This is a genomic window from Arthrobacter sp. NicSoilC5, from assembly GCF_019977395.1.
Taxonomy (GTDB): Bacteria; Actinomycetota; Actinomycetes; order Actinomycetales; family Micrococcaceae; genus Arthrobacter.
The window spans coordinates 2,056,874-2,077,727 of sequence record NZ_AP024660.1; the positions used below are offsets into that span (position 1 = coordinate 2,056,874).

Genomic DNA, 20,854 nt, shown 5'->3' on the forward strand with positions numbered 1-20,854 from the left:
TTCCGTGACCTCCGATCTATCGGCTCCCCCCAGGGCGGGCACGACGACGGCGGGCCGGGGCACCAGCCCCCGCCCGCCTTTCGGCGTTTCCGCGGTGTCCGTCCTGGCGGTGCTGATCGCCCTCTTCTCCCTCGTCCCGCTGGGGTACGTGGCCTACATGACGGTGGCAACCGGGTGGGATACCGCCGTCGGCCTCATCCTGCGGCCCCGCGTGGGCGAACTGCTGCTGAATACCCTGCTCCTGATGGCCGCCACCATCCCGCTGTGCCTGCTGCTTGGCGTGGCGGGTGCCTGGCTGGTGGAACGGACCAGGCTGCGTGGCCACCGGGTGTGGGCCGTGCTGCTGGCCGCCCCGCTGGCCGTCCCGGCGTTCGTCAACAGCTACGCCTGGGTCTCGGCCATCCCGTCGCTGGGCGGCCTGGGTTCGGGAATCCTGATCTCCACGCTGTCCTACTTCCCGCTGGTGTACATCCCGGCCGCAGCCACCTTGAGCCGGCTGGACCCCGCCATTGAGCAGTCCGCCGCGGCCCTGGGGCTCGGTGCCTGGCGGACCTTCTTCCGTGTGGTGCTCCCCCAGCTCAGGATCGCCCTGACCGGCGGGGCGCTGCTGGTGGGGCTGCACCTGCTCGCCGAATACGGCGCGTTCGCCATGATCCGGTTCGATACCTTCACCACCGCGATCATGACCCAGTACCAGTCCACGTTCAACGGCGCGGCCGGAAACATGCTGGCCAGCGTGCTGGTGTTCTTCTGCCTGCTCCTGCTGCTTGCGGAGGTCCGCAGCCGCGGCTCCGCGCGCTACGCCCGTGTCGGGTCCGGCGTGCAGGCCAAGGCGCTGCGCCTTCCCCTGCACGCGTACCAGGTCCCGGCCCAGCTCTTCCTGCTGGCGCTGACCGCCCTGGCCTTCGGACTCCCGCTGTACTTCGTGCTGCGCTGGATCCTTGCCGGCGGAGCGGACGTCTGGACAGCATCCGAATTCCTCCCGGCGCTGGTCACCACGTTCACCTACGGGCTCGCCGGCGCCGCTGCCACCACCGTGGTGGCCTTCCCCATGGCGTACCTCGCCGTGCGCCACCCCGGCTGGTTCAGCAAGTCCCTGGAACTGTCCAACTACGTCACCAGCTCCATGCCCGGAATCGTGGTGGCGCTGGCGTTCGTTACCGTCAGCATCCGCATGGTGCCCGGGATGTACCAGACGGCGGGGCTGCTGGTTGCGGCGTACGTCCTCCTGTTCCTCCCCCGGGCCCTGGTGAACCTGCGGGCCGGACTGGCACAGGCCCCCAAGGAACTGGACGAGGCCGCCCAGGCGCTCGGGAAGCCGCCGCTACTGGCCTTCATCCGCGTCACCCTGCGGCTCACCGCCCCTGCAGCAGCCGGCGGGGCAGCCCTGGTGTTCCTGGCCATCGCCAACGAGCTCACTGCCACCTTGCTCCTGTCCCCCAACGGCACCAGGACGCTGGCCACCGAGTTCTGGAGCAAGAGCAGCGAGATCGACTACGCCGGCGCCGCGCCCTACGCGCTGCTGATGATCCTGCTTTCCGCCCCCATGACCTACCTCCTCTTCCAACAGTCCAAGAAAGTAGCCGGACAGTGACAGCACCATCAACCCGCAGGCTGCCCGAGCCTCGGGTGGCACCCTCGGTGGCCGCAACCACCAACAGCCATCTGCAGATTACGGACGTCACCAAGAACTTCGGATCACAGGCGGTCCTGAGGGGCGTCAACCTGTCAGTGGCCAAGGGCGGAACCACCGCCATCGTTGGCCCCTCCGGTTCGGGCAAGACCACCCTCCTGCGCCTGATCGCCGGGTTCGAGCACCCGGACACCGGGACCATCTCGCTCAACGGCACCACCGTGGCCGGTGACGGCGCGTGGCTTCCGGCGCACAAGCGGCAGATCGGGTACGTGGCCCAGGACGGCGCCCTGTTCCCGCACCTGACCGTGGGCCAGAACGTGGCCTTCGGCCTCAATGCGGCCAAGCGCGAGGGCGGCCGCCGCGCGGTCAACGCCCGCGTGGCGGAGCTGCTGGAGATGGTGTCGCTGGATGCTTCCATGGCCAAGCGGCGGCCGCACCAACTCTCCGGCGGCCAGCAGCAGCGGGTTGCCCTGGCCCGGGCCCTGGCCCGCGAACCGGAGCTGATGCTCCTGGACGAGCCGTTCTCCGCCCTGGACGCGGGCCTGCGCGTCGCCACCCGCCGCGCCGTGGCCAAGGTCCTGGCCGAGGCCGGCGTCACCACCATCCTGGTAACCCACGACCAGGCCGAGGCCCTCTCCTTTGCGGACCAGGTGGCCGTGATGCGCGGCGGCAAACTGGCCCAGATCGGCAACCCCTTTGTGGTCTACACCCGCCCCGCGGACCGGGCCACCGCGGAGTTCCTGGGCGACGCCGTCATCCTGGACGCATGGCTGGAAGGGACGCTGGCCACCTGCTCGCTGGGCGCGATTCCCGTGCGCCGGCCCCCGGCACAGGGACGCGTGCAGCTGATGCTGCGGCCCGAACAGATCCGCATTGCCGAGGACGGCCCCATCCGCGGAGTGGTGGTGGACACCGACTACTTCGGCCCTGAGACCACCGTGCGGCTGAAGCTGAACGTGCCCAAGGAAGTGGCGGAGCACGCCGACCACCGCTACCCGGGCGGCGGCGAAGTGATCACCATCAGGCACTGGAACGCCTCGATCGCCCGTCCGGGCATGGAGCTGTGCCTGCGGGTCGTGGGCGAAGCCGTTGCGTTCCCCACGGACGAGTAGTCCTCCTCAGCCTCAGGCGTCACAGAAAAAACACCGGGCGGAAACACTCCTGCAACCTGTCCACGGCAAGCTGTGCTTACGGGGATTCAACAGCAGGAGGCAGCCATGGAGGCACAAGGAATACGCACCGCCCAGCTCCGCATCGGCGACCAGATCGAGGCGTGGCACCGGGGCAGGCTTTTCCACAAGGGCCGGGTGACCGACGTCGTCCCGGCGCTGGAACTCTTCTGGATCCTGGACGCCCGGACCGGTGCGCGCAAGCTGCTGGACCCGGAGGCCCTGGAGATCCGCCACGTGGACCCTCCGGTCAAGCTGGAGGTTTCCGCCAAACCGCAGCCGCCGGCCAAGCCCCTCGCCACCGCCTAGCGCGGGAGCGTCAGGTGCGCTCCTGGTAGACGTCCGGGACGCCGTCGTGGTCGGAATCCACCTGCTCCAGCTCTTCAGCGAGCCGGTACTGGCGGTTGCGGGTGCGCAGGACAACCGTTGCCAGCAGCGCAGCAACCAGCGACGCGGCCAGGATTCCCACCTTGGCATGGTCGTCGTGGAGGCTGCCGTGGCCGAAGCTGAGCTCTGCCACCAGCAGGGAGACGGTGAATCCGATCCCTGCCAGCAACGCAACGCCGAACACGTCGATCCACTTGAAGGAGCTGTCCAGGCTTGCCCTGGTGGCTTTGGTCAGGACCCAGGTGGTGCCCATGATCCCGATCGGCTTGCCCAGGACCAGGCCCAGGATGATGCCCAGCGCCACGGGATCGGACAGGGCCGACCCCAGGCCCTCCCAGCCGCCAACGGCCACGCCTGCGGAAAAGAAGGCGAAGATGGGGACGGCCACGCCGGCGGAGATGGGCCGGAACCGGTGCTCGAAAATCTCTGCAAGCCCGGGGCCGGCTTCGGGGCCGCCGGAGGCCTGCGACCGGATCACGGGAACGGCGAAGCCCAGGAGTACGCCGGCCACGGTGGCGTGGATGCCCGACGCGTGCACCAGGGCCCAGGTCACGGCACCCAGCGGCAGCAGGATCAGCCAGGCAGCGGCTGCGTGGCGGCCGAAGAACCGGCGGTATTTCTGGGCCAGGAAAGCGTAGATGGCCAGCGGGATGAGCGCCAGGAGCAGCGGCACGGCCTGGATATCGCTGGAGTAGAAGAACGCGATGATGGTGATGGCAATGAGGTCATCCACCACGGCCAGGGTCAGCAGGAAGATCCGCAGGGCGCTGGGCAGGTGCGAGCCGATGATGGCCAGGACCGCGACGGCAAACGCAATGTCCGTTGCCGTGGGAATGGCCCAGCCGCGGAGCGTTTCCGGACTTGAAAGATTGACGACGGCGTAAATGACCGCCGGGACCGCCACGCCTCCCACGGCGGCCGCCACCGGCACAATCGATTTGCTCAGCTGCCGCAGGTCGCCGCCCACGAATTCGCGCTTGAGCTCCAGCCCCACCAGGAAGAAGAAGATGGCCAGCAGCCCGTCCGCTGCCCACGCCCCCAGGCTCAATTCAAGGTGCCACGGTGCGTAGCCCACCTTGAAGTCCCGGAGGGAGAAGTAGCTGTCCGACGCCGGGGAGTTGGCCCAGATGAGCGCGATGACCGCAGCAGCCACCAGGAGGGCGCCGCCCACCGTCTCCTTGCGGAGGATCTCACCGATCCGCAGCGCTTCGGCGTAGCTGCCGCGCGAAAAGACGGTGGAGCCAAAGAACGTGTTCCGGCGTGGGGTGGGCGGGGTGGAGTTCATGCGGGCGTCCTTAAATCCGGGTTCGACAAATCCATGCCGACCAGACTTCCCGGCGCACCTCCATCCATCCTACGGGGAACGGCACTAACCCGCGCGGCGCCCCCCGGTGTGGACCGGCCGGCCGTGCAGCTGGATGGCCCGCACGGCCCGGTCCAGGTAGGTGCGCGCCTCAGGGGAATTGGCAAGTTGTACCAGCTCCGCCGCCACCACCACGAGCTTGACGTTGCGGTGGCTGCTGGTGCTCACCAGCATCTGGAACGCGTCATCGGAGCCAAGCTTCAGCTGGCCCATGAGGATTCCCCGGGCCTGGTCGATCACCGTACGGGTGGCCGTGGCACCCGCTACTGCCTCCCGTGCTGTTTGTTCAGTTTCGCGCTGCAGCGTCCGGCTGAGGTCCACCATCACGCCTTCGAGCGCCACCACCGACCCGTCCGGGCCGAGGACTGCCTCTCCGGAGGTCAGCACGCGCCGGGTCCTGCCCTGGGCATCGACGAGCCGGTGGTACATGCAGAAGAACCCGCCGGTGGTGGAAACCTGCGCCACGATTTCCTCGCACCGCTCACGGTCATCCGGGTGTTTATGCGCGAAGAGCAGTTCCATGGTGGGCACCACCTCGCCGCGGTGGTAACCGTGCAGCCGGTACATCCCGTCCGACCAGTGGAAGGTCGGCCCCGCCGGTTCGATGTCCACCCTGAAGGTGCCGGCGTCACTTTCGCTGTCCCCGAGGGCACTCGAATACGTGTACAGGTCGCTGAGCTCCGTCACAGGTCCACCTCCCGCGGATACGCCAAACCCCCAGCGGGCCGGCTCTGTCCTCGCTCCTTCCAGTATGGTCGCCCGCGGCAACAGAAGGTAGTGCGGTAGGTCCTATGGAAGTCCCGGGGGAAATGCCCTATGGTGCTTGACCCAATATACCCCCAGGGGGTATATTGTGGGTGTTGTCAGTGAAGTGGTATGTCCCGGCCGGTGCCTGCACCGGACTTTCACAGCCGTTCAACCCCAGCACCCCTTGATTCCCTCAACGGATTGGAACTGACATGAACACCGGGAACCGTCCCCAGCTCCCCCTCGCCTCCTCCGGCTGCAGCTGCTGCGCCCCCGCCAGCGCTGCGCAGCCGTCCGGCACCCTGACTGCGCCTGCCACGCAGGTCTCCCCTGTCGGCGTCGTCAATGCCCACGCCGAATCCTCCACGCCACGGACTTACGCGGTGGCGGGCATGACCTGCGGGCACTGCGTCCGCTCCGTCGAAACCGCAGTTTCCGCCGTCCCGGGCGTCACCTCGGCCTCGGTGGACCTGGTGCCTGGCGGCAGCTCCCCGCTGGCCGTCATCGGATCGGCGCCCGACGCCGACGTGCGCGCCGCCATAGAGTCCGCCGGCTACGCCCTCGCCTGAGACAGCCAGCGTCCCGGAACGCCCCCACATTCCCCAGCCCCCGGACCAGGTCCGGGCAGCGCTTGCCTCCAAGGAGGACCAATGCAGGACCAGCAGCACACGCAGCATTCCACCGGCGGCCATGAGCACCACTCGCCGCCCAGCGGAACGCTAACGCAGCCGCCGGCGCACGGTGCCGGTCACGCCCAGCACGGCGCCCACAACGACGACGACCACACCGTCCATACCCACGGCCAGCACGCCGGACACAGCACCGCCATGTTCAAGAACAGGTTCTGGCTGACCCTGGCCCTCGCTGTTCCCGTGGTCTACTTCAGCCCCATGATGGGCCACCTCCTGGGCTACATGCCGCCGGAGTTCCCCGGCTCGGCCTGGATCCCGCCGGTCCTGGGCACCGTCATCTTCCTCTACGGCGGCCAGCCGTTCCTCAAGGGCGGCCTGCAAGAGCTGAAAGACCGCACGCCGGGAATGATGCTGCTGATCGCCATGGCCATCACCGTGGCGTTCGCTGCGTCCTGGGTCACCAGCCTGGGGATCGGCGGCTTCGACCTGGACTTCTGGTGGGAGCTGGCACTGCTGGTTGCCATCATGCTGCTGGGCCATTGGATCGAGATGCGCGCGCTCGGGTCCGCGCAGGGCGCACTCGATGCCCTGGCCGCGCTGCTGCCCGACGAGGCCGAACGCATCACGGACAACGGCACTGAAACCGTTCCCGTGTCTGAACTCAGCCCCGGGGACCTGGTCCTGGTCCGGCCCGGCGCCCGCATGCCGGCCGATGGCAGCGTGGTGGAGGGGCAGGCCGAATTCGACGAGTCCATGATCACCGGTGAATCCAAAACCGTGGCCCGCGGCGCAGGGGACACGGTGGTGGCGGGAACGGTGGCCACGGACAGCAGTGTCCGGGTCCGGGTCACGGCGGTTGGGGACCAGACCGCCCTGGCCGGGATCCAGCGCCTGGTGGAGGAAGCACAGGCCTCCTCCTCACGCGCCCAGGCCCTGGCGGACCGCGCCGCGGCGTTCCTCTTTTACTTTGCCGCCGGCGCCGGTGTCCTGACCTTCATCGCGTGGACGCTGCTGGGCAGCGTTCCGGAGGCCGTCACCCGCACCGTCACTGTGCTGGTGATCGCCTGCCCGCACGCCCTTGGGCTGGCGATCCCGCTGGTGATCGCCATTTCCACGGAACAGGCCGCCCGTGCCGGGGTGCTGATCAAGAACCGGATGGCCCTGGAGCGCATGCGCACCATCGACGTGGTCCTGTTCGACAAGACCGGCACGCTGACCACCGGCGAGCCGGAACTGAAGGATGTTGCCGTAGCTGGCGGAGCGGATGCCGACGCCGTACTCGCACTTGCTGCCGCGGTGGAGTCCGACAGCGAGCACCCTGTCGCCAGGGCCATCGTGCGGGCCGCGAAGGCACGGAACCTGGCACTGCCCGAAGCCACCGGCTTCACCTCGCTGACCGGCCGCGGCGTGCGGGCCAGCATGGACGGCCGCACGGTGCACGTGGGCGGGCCGGCGCTCCTGCGCGAGCTCGGCGTCGTCGAACCTGACTCTTTGGCCGCCAGTACGCGCACGTGGATGGACCGCGGCGCCGCCGTGCTGCACGTGGTGGACGACGGCGGCATCCTGGGTGCGGTGAGCATGGAGGATGCGGTGCGGCCGGAGTCGCGGCAGGCCGTCTCGGCCCTGCAGCGCCGCGGCATCAAGGTGGCCATGGTCACCGGGGACGCCCACCAGGTGGCGCAGGCCGTGGCCGCGGACCTGGACATCGACGAGGTGTTCGCCGAGGTCCTGCCCGCCGACAAGGACAAGAAGGTGGCCGAGCTGCAGTCCCGCGGGCTGAAGGTGGCCATGGTGGGCGACGGCGTCAACGACTCCCCGGCCCTGGCCCGGGCCGAGGTGGGCATCGCCATCGGCGCCGGAACCGACGTCGCGGTGGAATCCGCCGGCGTGGTGCTGGCCGGAAACGATCCCCGTGCCGTGCTGTCCATGGTGGACCTGTCCCGCGCCAGCTACCGGAAGATGTGGCAGAACCTGGTGTGGGCCACCGGATACAACGTCCTGTCCGTGCCGCTGGCCGCCGGTGTGATGGCCTTCGCCGGGGTGGTCCTCTCGCCTGCGGCCGGGGCTGTGCTGATGTCCGCGTCCACCGTGGTGGTGGCCCTGAACGCCCAGCTCCTCCGTCGCCTGAAACTGAACCCGTCCGAGGTACGTTGAGCACTGCAGACCGAATGGAAGGAGGGACGGCCATGACCACCCGCGCCGTGGCGTCCCTCTTCCGCCGTGCCTGGCTGTTCGCCGCCGCCCTGGCCGTCATCGCAGGGCTGCTGGGCATGCACGTGCTGACGTCCGGGCATGCCTCGCACGGGGCCGCTTCCCAGGGCAGCATGTCCGGGCATTCTGCCGGGCACAGCGCCGTCGCGCATTCTGATCCTGGAAGCCATGCCGGCCACGCGCTGCCGGCAGCCGGCACAGACGAACCTCAGCTTGCCTCGGCGGCCTGCGGTGATTCCTGCCCGGGTGCGCAGGAATCGGGGGCGCCCTGCATCCCGTCGGCCCCCAGCGGCCCTGTCACCCTTTCCCCGCCACAGGCCACCCTGGCCGTCCTGCCGCTGCTGCCGGCAGCCAGCCGGCCCGGCGCTGCTTACGACTACCTGCCGCCCAGCCCCACGCCCTGCGACCTGTCCATCAGCCGGACGTAAACCGGACTGCGCCTCCCATCACGGCCCAGTTCGACTACATCCCTGAAGGACAACCATGAAGACCACTTTCAAGACCCTTTCCATTGCTGCTGCCCTGGCAGCTTCTCTCGGCCTCGCCGGGTGCGCCGCCAACGCCGGCTCCGGCAGCAGCATGCCCATGGACCACGGCAGCTCCGGCGCCATGTCCAGCAGCATGCCCAGCGCCGGCGCCGACCATAACCAGGCGGACATCATGTTTGCCCAGATGATGATCCCCCACCACTCGCAGGCGGTGGAGATGAGCGACATCATCCTGGCCAAGTCGGATGTGCCGGCGGAGGTGACCGCGCTTGCCACCAAGATCAAGGGGGCGCAGGCACCGGAGATCGAGCAGATGACCGGCTGGCTGTCGGGCTGGGGCGCGCCCACCGCCATGAGTGACCATTCCGGCCACGGCATGTCCGGGATGGTCGACGACGCCGGCATCGACAAGCTCAAGTCCGCCACCGGGACCGAGGCCGCGAAGCTGTTCCTGGAGCAGATGATCGGCCACCACGAGGGCGCCATCGACATGGCACAGCAGGAGATCGGCGCCGGCAAGTCTCCCGACGCGGTGAAGCTGGGCCACGACATCGTGGATGCCCAGCAGGCGGAGATCACGCAGATGAAGCAGCTGCTGGCCACGCTGTAGCCGCACGTCCGCGTTCTAGCGGATATACACGGCGCGACGGCGGTCCCCGGCTTCGGGAGGCTGCCGCCGCGCCGTTGCGTGTTAAGTTGAAAGGCACGGGCCTGAGCGGGTCCGGCACCAGCTGGGAAAAGAGAACATCTCCTTGGACACTTCCGCGCCAGTACGAATCCTGACTGTCTGTACCGGGAACATCTGCCGGTCACCCGTGGCCGAGAGGCTGCTGCAGGCGGGGCTGGACCAGGTGGTGCCGGGTGGTTTCCAGGTGGCCAGTGCCGGGACCCGGGCTCTGGTAGGCGAGCCCATGCAGCCCATTTCGGCGGACATTGTGCGGACCTTTGGCGGCGACCCTGAAGGGTTCGCAGCGCGGCAGCTCACACCGAAGATCCTGCGCGGCGTGGACCTGGTGCTCACCATGACCTCAGGGCACCGCGGAGAAGTCCTCCAGCTGGATGCCTCCCTGCTCAAGCGGACGTTCACCATCCGCGAGTTCGCCCGGATGCTCGACGTCCTCGACCAGCGGGCGGCCGGTGCGGACAGCCAGCCCGCCGCCGTCGTATCCTCCCGGGACGCGTCTTCCCGGGACCCGTCTTCCGGGGACGCCGGGTCCCGCACGCACGGGTCCGACGCCGAGGGTGGGCTCGCTGCCAACGCGGCCCTGTGGCGGGGGCTGCCTGCGCGGGCCGCCGGGGTACGTCATCTCTCGCTCCCGGCGGACGCATCGGATAACGACATCGTGGACCCGTACCGCCGTGCACCGGAGGTCTACCGGGAGATGGAAGACCAGCTGGCCCCCGCGATCGTCTCCATCCTGCGGCACGCGCGCCTCAACTTCCCGGCCGGCGGGCAATAATCCCTGCGGCGGAAGGGCATCAACGCAGCATCACGGCGGCCGGGCAGGCCCTTTCCCAGGTGACAGTTTGGATACTCCTGTAGCCAATTGGGGCCTGCGGGACGGACACTGATCCCACCAGTCACAATGAGGTGGAGGCGGCATGAGCATCCCAGGCGGTTCTGATCCATCCGGGCCCGGCGCCGGAAACCCCGGCCCCCGGCAACCGGGCCCAGCCGGTTCCCACCGTCCTGCCTGGATCGTTACCCTGGGCCGGCGCCGCTGGATCGCAGCCCTGCTGGCGCTGGTGCTGGTGGTGGCCGCCGGCATCGCGGTCTTCAGCCTGAACCGGGCCGGCCAGGAAGCGCAGCCTGCAGCCACCCAGACCCAGTCGCCCAGCCCGACTCCCACACCCACACCGACTCCCACGCCGTCCGAAACTCCCCCGCCGGCCCCTGCTCCCCCACCGCCGCCTGCACCCATCCCTGACCTGCCCGCGGCCCCGATGAACATCCTGGTCATCGGCAGCGACACCCGCGATGTCCCGGCACGCGAGGCCGCAGCGCATACGGCAGCCACCGGTGAACCCCAGGACCAGCGGGCGGACACGCTCATGGTGGTCCACGTCCCTGCCGACCGGCGGAGCCTCTACCTCATCTCCATCAACCGCGACAACTGGGTGGACATCCCCGGGTTCGGCAGCGCCAAGATCAACGCCGCGCTGCAATACGGCGGCATTGACATGCAGACGGCAACGGTCCAGCAGCTGCTGGGAATCACCATCGACCACACCCTGATGCTCGATTTCGGCGGGTTCAAGATCCTGGTGGACGGCCTGGGCGGGATCGACGTCAATGTCCCGATTCCCTTCCAGTCCACCATCGACACCGAGCATGTCTTCAGCGCCGGCGTGAACCACCTCGATGGCCAGGCTGCGCTGGAGTTCTCCCGCGAGCGCCATGCCTTCACCGACGGCGACCTCCAGCGTGTTCGTGACCAGCAGATCATGCTCCGCGCGATCCTGGGCCGCCTCACGGCGGGCGGCGCCCTCAATGACGTGAACGCGGTGCGGTCGCTGGTTGATTTCGCTTCCTGCTGCCTCACGGTGGACAGGGGCTTCGATCCCCTTCAGGCCGCAATGCTGGCGTACAGCCTGCGGAACCTCGATGTGAACGCCATCGGCACCATGACCCTTCCCACGTTGGGCTCCGGCTTCGTGGCCGGGCAGTCCGTGCTGTTCCCGGACTACGGAGGCATCGCCGCGGTGGGCGCGGCCTTGCGGGAGGGCCGGATCGCCGACTTCGCGAAGCCCTAGCCCGGGTGGGGCGCTGCGGCCGCCTGCTGTTCAGCCGCGCCTCACCCCGGGTTCACCCTGCCGCCAGAATTTGTGTGCCGGCCCGGGAAACCCTGAAGACATGACTGAGTCTTCCCAGGCAGGGGTTTCCCGCCGCACCATCGTCAAGAGTTCCGTCCTCGCCGCCGCGCTGGCCTCCGTTCCCGCAGCCAACGCAACGGCCGCCACCCAGTCTCCCGCCGGCGTCGCGCTGGTCCGCAACCGGCTCACCCTGCCCAGCGGCATCGCCACCGGCGACGTCACCTCCGATTCCGCCGTCCTCTGGTCCCGTGCCTCGGGCGCCGGGCGGATGACGGCGGTCCTGCGGGCAGTGGACGACGCCGGCCAGGTCCTGCGCGGGCGCGGCGCCTTTGAGCGGGTCCTCCGCGGGCCCCGCGCCACCCAGGCGTCCGACTTCACCGCCAAGATCCACGCCGGGAACCTGCCGTCCAACACCCGCTTCGCGCTGGAGATCAGCTTCGAGGACGACGGCGGCGCGGCGAGCGAGACGGTCAACGGCAGCTTCCGCACGGCGCCGGACGCCGGGACGGTCAACGGCAAGGGCCGCACCGGCGGGACGAGCAACGGAGGCGAGGTCCCGGCGTCGTCAGCGCAAAGCTTTGTGTGGACGGGTGACACGGCCGGGCAGGGATGGGGCATCAACGAGGAGATCGGCGGCATGCGCGGCTACCGTGCCATGCACCAGACCCGCCCGGACTTCTTCATCCACTCCGGCGACACCATCTACGCCGACGGCCCCATCGCCGAAACCGTGGTGGAAAAGGATGGGCAGGTGTGGCGGAACCTGGTGACGGAAGAGGTGTCCAAGGTTGCCGAGACGCTCACCGAGTTCCGCGGCCGGCACCGCTACAACTCCATGGACGCCAACATGCGCGCCCTGTTCGCGGACGTGCCGGTGATCGCCCAGTGGGATGACCACGAGACGCACAACAACTGGTACCCCGGCCAGATCCTGGACGACTCCCGCTACACGGTGCGGGACGTCAACACCCTCGCCGCCCGCGGACGACAGGCCTGGCAGGAGAACATGCCCATCGCGGACAGTTCGGCCCTTTGGCGTCCGGGAACATTTGACGACGCCGGCACGTACCAGCCGGCCCGCATCTACCGGAAGATCTCCCGCGGTCCGCAGCTGGACATCTTCTGCCTGGACATGCGCACCTACAAGTCTCCCAACACCGACGGCAAGGAACCGTACGCCACCGCCATCCTGGGCCAGGAGCAGGTGGACTGGCTGGTCAGCGAGGTCTCCAAGTCCAAGGCCACCTGGAAGGTGATCGCCAACGACCTCCCGCTGGGAGTGGTGGTCCCGGACGGCCCGGTGAACCAGGAGAGCCTGTCCAACCGCGACGCCGGAACCCCGCTGGGCCGTGAGCTGGAGATCGCCGGGGTGCTGAGTGCCTTCAAGCGGAACGGCGTGAAGAACACGGTGTGGCTTACCGCGGACGTGCACTACTGCGCCGCCCACCACTACTCCCCCGAGCGGGCCGCCTTCACCGACTTCGACCCGTTCTGGGAGTTCGTGGCCGGTCCCATCGCGGCGGGATCGTTCGGCCCCAACTCCATGGACGGCACGTTTGGCCCCGAGGTGGTGTTCTCCAAGACCGGGCGCTTTGCCGGCGAGTCCCCGCGCGACGGCGAGAACCAGTTCTTCGGGCACGTCCAGCTCGGTGAGGACAACAGCTTCACCGTGAGCCTCCGGAACGCCAACGGCGGCACCGTGTTCTCCAAGGTCCTGACGCCCGAGCGGTAACGCCGGTTCCATCCCGTTCTGTTGCGATGGCGACGGCGGCGCGCGCACCCACGGTGCCCTGCCGCCGTCGTCCGTTATTTTCCGCCGCCCCCGGGTACGCCGTTGGTAGTGTTCCTGAATTCGGCACGGCATGAGGCACGGTTTTGCACGGCGAGGATGGGGTGGTTTTGTGAACGGTGGATCTTCGAACGACGACGGCCTGACGGAGGCGGTCCAGGAGGCCGGGGCGGTGGAGCTGCTGCTGATCCGGCATGGCGAGAGCGAAGGCAACGTTGCGGCCACCGAGGCGCGCGAGGCCGGCGTGGAGGTCATCCAGGTTCCCGCCCGGGACGCGGACGTGGACCTGTCCGGAACGGGAAGGGACCAGGCCGAGGCGCTGGGCACCGCGCTGGGACGGATTGCCGGGGAGTTCCGCCCGGACGCAGTGGTTTCCTCCCCCTATGCGCGTGCCCGGCAGACGGCCGAGATTGCGGTGAAAACCGCCGGCTGGCCGTTGGAGGTGCGCATCGACGAGCGGCTCCGCGACCGCGAGCTCGGCATCCTGGACCGGCTCACCCGGCTGGGCGTCGAGAACCGCTACCCCGAGGAATCCGAGCGCCGGGAATGGCTGGGCAAGCTGTACTACCGGCCGCCGGGAGGGGAATCCTGGGCCGACGTAGCGCTGCGGCTGCGGTCGGTGCTGGCGGAACTGAACAACCTGGGCACCGGCCACCGGGTGATGCTGGTGTGCCACGACGCCGTGATCATGCTGTTCCGGTATGTCCTCGAAGGACTCAGCGAAAAGGAACTGCTGGACCTCGCCGCCACGGAAGCCATCCTTAACGCCTCGATCACCCGGTTCGTCCGGCCCTCAGGGGTGGGCCCGTGGACGTTGGAAAGCTTCAACGTGGCCGACCACCTGGCAGAGCAGGGCGTCACTGTCACCGAGCACGCCGGAGACACCAGTGTCCGGCCGCGGTAACTCCTCCGGTGCCACACTGGTAGCGCCGTCACTCCTGCGCGAATGGCCGCTGCCGGCGCCGGGCGCGGACAAGTACTCTCGCGGGTCCGTGCTGGTGGTGGGCGGCGCCCGGGCCACTCCCGGTGCTGCGCTGCTGGCCGGAGTTTCGGCCCTGCGCGCCGGGGCCGGGAAGCTCACACTGGCGGTGGCGGAATCGGTGGCCGTGCAGTTGGGGATCGCCTTCCCGGAGTGCGGCGCCATTGGCCTGCCGGAAACTCCGGGGGGATCCGTCAAGCCGGAGCTGGCGCCGATAGAAACCTACCTGGACCGGGCGGACACCCTGCTGGTCGGGCCCGGGCTGGACGACCCCGACCTCGCCGGCGAACTGCTCGAGGCGCTGCTGGAACGCGAGGCAGGCCGTGACGGAGCCTCCGATCCGGACGGCACGGAACGGCCCGCCGTCGTCCTCGATGCCTACGCACTGGGCGCCCTGGTGCAGCTCGAGGATCAGCTGGACCCCTGGCGCGGCCGGCTGATCCTCACCCCGAACCCCACCGAAGCCAGCATCCTGCTGGGACGGGACGTGGCGGACCTCGAAAAGGACCTCGCCGAGATCTCCGCCCGGTACGGCGCCGTGGTCAGCTGCCAGGGACTGATCGCCCGGCCGCCCGGCCCGGACCCGGACGAACCCGAACTCTGGAAGATCACCACAGGCTACGGCGGCCTGGGGACCTCCGGCAGCGGCGACGTCCTGGCAGGGGCGATTGCCGGGCTCCGGGCCCGCGGAACCACCGGCGCCCAGGCGGCCTGCTGGGGTACCCACCTGCACGCGGCGGCAGCGGACCGGCTGGCCAGCAGGCTGGGGCCGCTGGGATTCCTGGCCCGCGAACTCGCCGATGAACTGCCCGCCCTGATGCTGGAGCTCAGCGTCTGACGCAAGTCCCCGGACGCGTGGATGGCCCCCGGCCGAAGCCGGGGGCCACCGTGGCGGGAGGTTAAGGCCTACGCTGCCGGTGCGCTGTCTGGCGCTGTGGCGTGCACAGAATGGCGATTCGCCCCAAAAAGGCAGTCAACAGATGTGCCCGCCTCCCGGTCCTGTGTGGAACTAAGCGGCGATTTCCTGCTTTGCCCCCTTCGTTTCGATCTCGATCCTGCGCGGCTTGGCCTTTTCGGCGACCGGGATGCGCAGCGTCAGGACACCTGCGTCGTAGCTGGCCTTGACATGTTCGGTGTCCAGGGTGTCGCCAAGGATCAGCTGGCGGCTGAAGACGCCGCGCGGCCGTTCAGAGGCGACCAGCTCGATGTCCTTGCCCGCCGGGTCCGGGCGTTCGGCCCGCACCGTCAGGACATTCCGTTCAACATCCAGGTCCACCGAGTCCACCGAAACACCGGGCAAATCGAAGGCCACGACGAATTCCTGGTCCTCGCGCCATGCATCCATCGGCATCGCCGCCGGGCGTGCAGCCGTGCCGAGGACCTGCTGGGCCAGCCTGTCCAGCTCGCGGAACGGATCGGTTCGCATCAACATGGCTTCCCTCCTCGTAAGAGATGGTCCAACACAGTTTCCGTATCAGCCGATCTGTAGTGGCTGATATAGATTTTTTAACACTGGAGGAGTAAGTCTGCAAGAGTTTGCGGCAGCGGATTCCGGTGGTTTTCCGGCCCTTGCCCAGGCACGGAAAAGGGGCCTTCCACCTGCGCATACGCAGCCGGCGGAAGCCCCCTTCCAAGGTTTGCGGTCAGTCCCTGGTGGGGTCCGGACGGAGCGGAGCGGGGCCCGGGTCCGGGACGGGCAGCGGCCCCGGTGACGGTGGTGCGGGGAACGGGTTCGGGGACGGCGGGCCGGGCGGGCGCGGCTGGGTGGGGTCCGGGGACGTGGGCTCCGGGCCAGGTTCGGGCGGAAACGGCTCTGGTTCGTGCACTGGCGGGATGGTCATGGAACTTCCCCTCTCACACTGGGCGGATCATACTGGCAAATCACGCATTGGGCGGACCTGCCTTGAACTGACCAGACTACGCTTGCCATCCCCCCGCAAACCACCCTCCCCCTCCCCCGGGTTGCTCCATCAGTTGTGGGTTCCTAAACACCGGTTTTGGGAGCCATAAGTGATGGAGCATCACGACGGCGGGTGGTTGCCACCGTGTGCAGCCTTCAGTCCGCGGCACCCACCAGCCGCAGCCACGACCCAAGCTCGCCAGGGTCGGCCTCACCGCAGCGGTAGCCGACGTACCCGTCCGGGCGGACCGCCACCACGCCCCGCCCGGGGTGGCTGGTGAGCCGGTGGACGTGGACCAGTGGCGAACCGGGACCCGCAGGGAAAGCGGGCCCGGCACCCAGTGTGCCCGGCGCGGCGTCGCGCTCGAACAACAGGTGGATGCCCGGCACTGCGGTCAGGTCGTGAAGACGGGCCACCCGTCCGCCCACGGAAGCGGGCCCGTCCGGCAGCCGCTCCCCAGGCCTCGGCCATCCGCCGGCCCCGGGCATACGGTCTCGTGATATCGCACTGCCGCGGTAGTTCACGAACGGCTGGGCCAGCAACCTGATGCCCTTGGAAGTGAGCCACCGCTGGCGCAGCAGCAGCGGCAGCACCGGCGCGAAGACGGGCAGGGCGCTCCGGACCAGCCGGGCCACCGGATGCGGCGAGGCTTCGCCGAAGAAGATCACGTGCGTCAGCGCCAGTACGCGCCGGGCCGCCAGCCGCCGCTCCTGCCCGTAGCTGTCCAGCAGTTCCGGAAGCGGCGTACCCGCGGACGAGGCGAAGCCCAGCTTCCAGCCGAGGTTGAGGGCATCCAGGATGCCGTTGTTCATGCCCTGGCCGCCGGCGGGTGAGTGGGCGTGCGCGGAATCACCGGCCAGGAAGACAGGACTGGCGCCGAAGGTGCTGGCAATCCGGTGCTGCAGCGGAATCTGCGCCGACCAGCGCACCTCGCTGACCGCAGCACCCAGGCCGGATCCACCCAGTCCCGATTCCCCCACCAGCCGGGCCACCTCCTCTGCGGAAACGGGCGGACCCAGCTGGCCGAACCGGGCTCCCGGCGCCGGGGCTGCCGGACGGGTTGCCAGCATTCGCCAGGTGGCACCCTCGCCCAGCGCGAACAGGAAGACCAGCCCGGCGGCGCCGACGGCCACGTGCAGCAACCCCTCGTCGAGGGAGCCATCAAGTTCAAGGTCGGCCATGACCGCTTCCACTCCGTACGGGCCCCCGCGCCACTGCGCACCGGTCAGGCCCCGGACAGTGCTGGACTGCCCGTCGCAGCCGGCCAGGAACCGGGACACGTGGTGCTCCGCCAGGTTGCGCCCCAGGCCGCCGGCGGGATGCAGCTCCGCGCGCACCAGGCTTTGCGTGGACGCCAGGGCTGGCTCCCGCTCGAACCCGTGGAACTCCACGCCCCAGTCCACGTGGATCCCCCGGGCCTGAAGCGCCAGGCAGAGGACGTCCTCGACGTCGGCCTGCCGGACCAGGGTGAGGTGTGGGAAGGCCGTGTCCGGGAGGTCCGCGTGGCCCAGCCGGGCTTCGACAACGTGCCGGCCCAGGTGGATGCGTGCCTCGGGAGTGGTGTCGGCGCGGTTGAGCAGCTCATCGGTCACCCCCAGCGGGCGCAGGCCCTCGAGCGCCCTGGCGTGCAGCATCATGGCGCGGGACGGACGCGCCCTGTTCGCGCGCCGGTCCACCACCCGCACTGTTGCGCCGTGGGCGTGGGCCTGGAGGGCAGTGGTGAGTCCGGCGGGACCAGCGCCCACCACCAGGACGTCGCTGTCCGCCGTCGTACCTTGACCGGGTGGCATGGGCGGCGGATGTTAGTTGGGGTTGAGGAGCCGCCACCAGGCGTGGTCCGCCTGGGCAGCGGCCGGCATCGCGGCGGGATTGGCGAGCACCTCGTCGCGGCGCAGTCCGGGAAGCACCTTGTAGCTGATGGACCCGGGGACGCTGACCAGTTCCAGGACGCGCCACAGGGCTGCGGCGTACTTGCGGGCGCGTTCGGGACCGTCCCATTCATACAGCCCGCGGTAGGCGCCGAAGGTGTCGTGGGCGCACCAAAGCTTGGAGACAAACCCCGGGAACCCCACAAAGAGCGGGGTGTTCAGCAGGCTCTCCGCCTCGAACAGGCGGTGCGCCCTGCCGCGGACCAGCCGGAGGGTGAAGGCCACCACCAGGACGCAGGGCTCGGCGGGCCGGCGGTCGACGGCGGTCTCCCGGTAGACCCGCGCGGTGCTTCCGTCGGCGAACCGCAGCATCCTGCCAACATTGTGTTTCGGAAGATGGACCTGCCGGCGGACCAGCATGGCACAGGACGCCGCCACGCAGCGGGCCACCGCCAGCCATGCCTGGGCCCGGGGAGCGGGTCCGGATTCCACGGTCATGGTGCCTCCTGTCCTCGCAACGCCCTTCCAGCCTGCCGGGCCGCGGGGCAGGCACCCAGAGTCTTTCGCCCCTTTCGGCTCCCCCGGTAGCGAACGCCCTGCGGGGTTGCCGGAGGGGGTCTATATATTGAATCCATGACCTCCACTTCCCTGCAGGATTCCACCGGTACTGCGATCCCGGCGCCCCCGGTTGCCAAGAAGATCCCCACCGAGCGCACCCACCACGGGGAGACGTTCGTGGACAACTACGAGTGGCTGCGGGACAAGGAGTCGCCGGAGGTAGTGGAGCATCTCCGGGCCGAAAACGCCTACCAGGAAGCCGTCACGGCGCACCAGGAACCGCTCCGCGAGGCCATCTTCCAGGAGATCAAGGGCCGCACCCAGGAAACCGACCTGTCCGTCCCGCACCGCAAGGACGGCTGGTGGTACTTCAGCCGTTCCGCGGAGGGCAAGGAGTACGGCATCCACTGCCGGGTGAAGGCGCAGGACACCGGAGGCAAAGTGGCCGACTGGACTCCGCCGGCAGTGGAGGCAGGGGTAGGGATTCCCGGCGAAGAGATCCTCCTCGATGGCAACGTGGAGGCCGAGGGCAAGCCGTTCTTCTCCGTGGGCGGTACCGCCGTCACCATTGACGGCAACCTGTACGCCTACGCGGTGGACAACTCCGGCGATGAGCGGTTCACCTTACGGATCAAGGACCTCCGCACCGGCGAACTGCTGCCGGATGTCATCGAGAACATCTTCTACGGGGTTGCCTTCTCCCCGGACGGCACCCGCCTGTTCTACACCGTGGTGGACGAGTCCTGGCGCCCCTACCAGGTGAAGGCGCACGTCCTGGGCACCCCGGTGTCCGACGACGTGGTGGTGTACCAGGAGGACGACGCCGCCATGTGGCTGGGCTTCGAGCTGTCCGCGGACCGCCGCTACCTGGTGCTGGGCATCGGCTGCTCGGAGTACAGCGAAACCCGGCTGCTGCGTTTCGACGATCCCACTGCCGCCGTCACCACTGTCATTTCGCGCAACGAACGCGTCCTGTACGAGGCCGAGCCCTTCCTGCTCGACGGGCAGGAAAAGATCCTGCTCACGCACAACCGCGGCGCCATCAACTCCATGGTCTCCCTGGCTGACCCCGCCGAGCTGGAAAAGCCGCTGGCCGAACAGACCTGGCAGACCGTCATCGGGCATTCCGATGACGTCCGCGTCAACGGCGCGGGCGTCACCGCCACGCACCTGATCGTGTCTATCCGCAAGGACACCATCGAACGCGTCCAGGTGATGGGGCTGCCCGGCCTGGGCACCCCCGCCCAGCAGGCACCGGTGGAACCGGCCTTCGACGAGGAGCTCTACACTGCGGGCGTCGGCGGCTCGGACTACGAAGCCCCCGTGATCCGGCTGGGCTACACGTCCTACTTCACGCCGTCGCGCATCTACGACTTCGTGCTTCCCACGCCGGAGCAGCCGGCCGGCGAGCTGCTGCTGCGCAAGGAAAGCCCGGTGCTGGGTGGTTACGACGGCAGCGACTACGTGGCCACCCGGGAGTGGGCCACTGCCGGCGACGGCACGCGGATCCCGCTGTCGGTGCTGCGGCACAAGTCCGTCAAGCAGGATTCGACGGCGGCGGGCCTGGTGTACGGGTACGGCTCCTACGAGATGAGCATGGATCCAGGCTTCGGCATCGCACGGCTGTCGCTGCTGGACCGCGGCGTGGTGTTCGTGATCGCCCACATCCGCGGCGGCGGGGAACTGGGCCGGCACTGGTACGAGGACGGCAAGAAGCTCACCAAGAAGAACACCTTCACCGACTTCGTGGACGCCACCGACTGGCTGGCAAACTCCGGCTGGGTGGACCCTGCACGGATCGCGGCGCTGGGCGGCTCGGCCGGCGGCCTGCTGATGGGCGCCATCGCCAACATGGCGCCGGAGAAGTATGCGGCGATCGTGGCGCAGGTGCCGTTCGTGGATCCGCTCACCAGCATCCTGGATCCCGACCTGCCGCTGTCCGCGCTGGAGTGGGAGGAATGGGGCAACCCCATCACGGATCCGCAGGCCTACGCCTACATGAAGTCCTACTCGCCCTACGAGAACGTGCGGGAGGTGGCCTATCCCAGGATCGCCGCCGTGACGTCCTTCAACGACACCCGCGTCCTTTACGTCGAGCCGGCCAAATGGGTGCAGGAGCTGCGGAACAAGACCACGGGGTCCCAGCCGGTTGTCATGAAGATCGAGATGGATGGCGGCCACGGCGGCGCGTCCGGCCGCTATGTGCAGTGGCGTGAGCGGGCCTGGGACTACGCGTTCATCGCCGATGCCCTGGGTGCCACCGAGCTGATTCCCGGGGCCGGCCCCAGGTAGGCCCGGGCTGAGCCAGGCGG

18 protein-coding genes are annotated in these 20,854 nt (G+C 68.9%); 13 read left to right on the top strand and 5 right to left on the bottom strand.

Translation table 11 applies throughout. From position 1 onward, the window contains the following. Positions 1-4 precede the first annotated feature (4 nt). The 3 genes from LDO22_RS09670 to LDO22_RS09680 all read left to right on the top strand — a co-directional run bounded on the left by LDO22_RS09670 (position 5) and on the right by LDO22_RS09680 (position 3,114). The gene (locus tag LDO22_RS09670; RefSeq protein ID WP_224026935.1) at positions 5-1,594 is read left to right on the top strand and encodes an iron ABC transporter permease; all 1,590 of its coding nucleotides are present in this window, start codon (positions 5-7) and stop codon (positions 1,592-1,594) included. After that, positions 1,591-2,748 carry an ABC transporter ATP-binding protein gene (locus LDO22_RS09675; protein WP_201302465.1) on the top strand — a complete coding sequence of 386 codons (1,158 nt, stop codon included), beginning with the start codon at positions 1,591-1,593 and terminating at the stop codon, positions 2,746-2,748. Before LDO22_RS09670 ends, LDO22_RS09675 begins: the two co-directional genes overlap by 4 nt. A 105-nt stretch (positions 2,749-2,853) precedes the next feature. Then, positions 2,854-3,114 (top strand): hypothetical protein, encoded by a 261-nt coding sequence (locus LDO22_RS09680; protein WP_224026936.1) that lies wholly within the window; start codon positions 2,854-2,856, stop codon positions 3,112-3,114. Positions 3,115-3,124: 10 nt separating this feature from the next. On the opposite strand, the gene nhaA is transcribed toward LDO22_RS09680, so the two are convergent. Continuing rightward, on the bottom strand, positions 3,125-4,477 hold the full coding sequence (nhaA, locus tag LDO22_RS09685) for a Na+/H+ antiporter NhaA (protein WP_224026937.1): 1,353 nt from the start codon (positions 4,475-4,477) through the stop codon (positions 3,125-3,127). Between the two features lie 84 nt (positions 4,478-4,561). Further along, positions 4,562-5,242, bottom strand: a complete 681-nt coding sequence (locus LDO22_RS09690) for a PAS and ANTAR domain-containing protein (RefSeq protein ID WP_159633305.1) — start codon at positions 5,240-5,242, stop codon at positions 4,562-4,564. A 272-nt stretch (positions 5,243-5,514) separates the two neighbouring features. Between LDO22_RS09690 and LDO22_RS09695 the strand changes: the two genes are divergently transcribed. The 9 genes from LDO22_RS09695 (at position 5,515) to LDO22_RS09735 (ending at position 15,053) form a co-directional block, all read left to right on the top strand. Beyond that, complete coding sequence (locus LDO22_RS09695) at positions 5,515-5,871, top strand: heavy metal-associated domain-containing protein (RefSeq protein ID WP_159633307.1); 357 nt, start codon at positions 5,515-5,517, stop codon at positions 5,869-5,871. Between the two features lie 81 nt (positions 5,872-5,952). Beyond that, positions 5,953-8,088 carry a heavy metal translocating P-type ATPase gene (locus LDO22_RS09700; RefSeq protein WP_224026938.1) on the top strand — a complete coding sequence of 712 codons (2,136 nt, stop codon included), beginning with the start codon at positions 5,953-5,955 and terminating at the stop codon, positions 8,086-8,088. Between the two features lie 32 nt (positions 8,089-8,120). Continuing rightward, positions 8,121-8,573 (top strand): hypothetical protein, encoded by a 453-nt coding sequence (locus LDO22_RS09705; protein WP_224026939.1) that lies wholly within the window; start codon positions 8,121-8,123, stop codon positions 8,571-8,573. A gap of 55 nt (positions 8,574-8,628) precedes the next feature. Further along, a complete protein-coding gene (locus LDO22_RS09710) occupies positions 8,629-9,243 on the top strand; it encodes a DUF305 domain-containing protein (protein WP_224026940.1) in 615 nt (204 codons plus the stop codon). 142 nt (positions 9,244-9,385) lie between these two features. Next, the gene (locus LDO22_RS09715) at positions 9,386-10,093 is read left to right on the top strand and encodes a low molecular weight phosphatase family protein (RefSeq protein ID WP_224026941.1); all 708 of its coding nucleotides are present in this window, start codon (positions 9,386-9,388) and stop codon (positions 10,091-10,093) included. A 142-nt stretch (positions 10,094-10,235) separates the two neighbouring features. Continuing rightward, positions 10,236-11,387 carry an LCP family protein gene (locus LDO22_RS09720; protein WP_159633317.1) on the top strand — a complete coding sequence of 384 codons (1,152 nt, stop codon included), beginning with the start codon at positions 10,236-10,238 and terminating at the stop codon, positions 11,385-11,387. A gap of 100 nt (positions 11,388-11,487) precedes the next feature. Further along, entirely contained in the window at positions 11,488-13,179 is a 1,692-nt protein-coding gene (locus tag LDO22_RS09725) for an alkaline phosphatase D family protein (protein ID WP_224026942.1), read from the top strand. Between the two features lie 130 nt (positions 13,180-13,309). Next, positions 13,310-14,140: a histidine phosphatase family protein gene (locus tag LDO22_RS09730; protein WP_224026943.1), complete on the top strand. Its 831-nt coding sequence runs from the start codon at positions 13,310-13,312 to the stop codon at positions 14,138-14,140. Beyond that, positions 14,124-15,053: an NAD(P)H-hydrate dehydratase gene (locus tag LDO22_RS09735; protein WP_224026944.1), complete on the top strand. Its 930-nt coding sequence runs from the start codon at positions 14,124-14,126 to the stop codon at positions 15,051-15,053. Before LDO22_RS09730 ends, LDO22_RS09735 begins: the two co-directional genes overlap by 17 nt. Positions 15,054-15,224: 171 nt before the next feature. On the opposite strand, the gene LDO22_RS09740 is transcribed toward LDO22_RS09735, so the two are convergent. The 3 genes from LDO22_RS09740 to LDO22_RS09750 form a co-directional block, all read right to left on the bottom strand. Beyond that, a complete protein-coding gene (locus LDO22_RS09740; protein WP_224026945.1) occupies positions 15,225-15,647 on the bottom strand; it encodes an Hsp20 family protein in 423 nt (140 codons plus the stop codon). Positions 15,648-16,271: 624 nt separating this feature from the next. Continuing rightward, positions 16,272-17,906, bottom strand: coding sequence for an FAD-dependent monooxygenase (locus tag LDO22_RS09745; protein WP_224026946.1), 1,635 nt, complete (start codon positions 17,904-17,906; stop codon positions 16,272-16,274). A gap of 12 nt (positions 17,907-17,918) precedes the next feature. Further along, on the bottom strand, positions 17,919-18,482 hold the full coding sequence (locus tag LDO22_RS09750) for a hypothetical protein (protein WP_224026947.1): 564 nt from the start codon (positions 18,480-18,482) through the stop codon (positions 17,919-17,921). A gap of 135 nt (positions 18,483-18,617) precedes the next feature. Between LDO22_RS09750 and LDO22_RS09755 the strand changes: the two genes are divergently transcribed. Then, positions 18,618-20,834, top strand: coding sequence for a S9 family peptidase (locus LDO22_RS09755; protein ID WP_224026948.1), 2,217 nt, complete (start codon positions 18,618-18,620; stop codon positions 20,832-20,834). Positions 20,835-20,854: the final 20 nt, after the last annotated feature.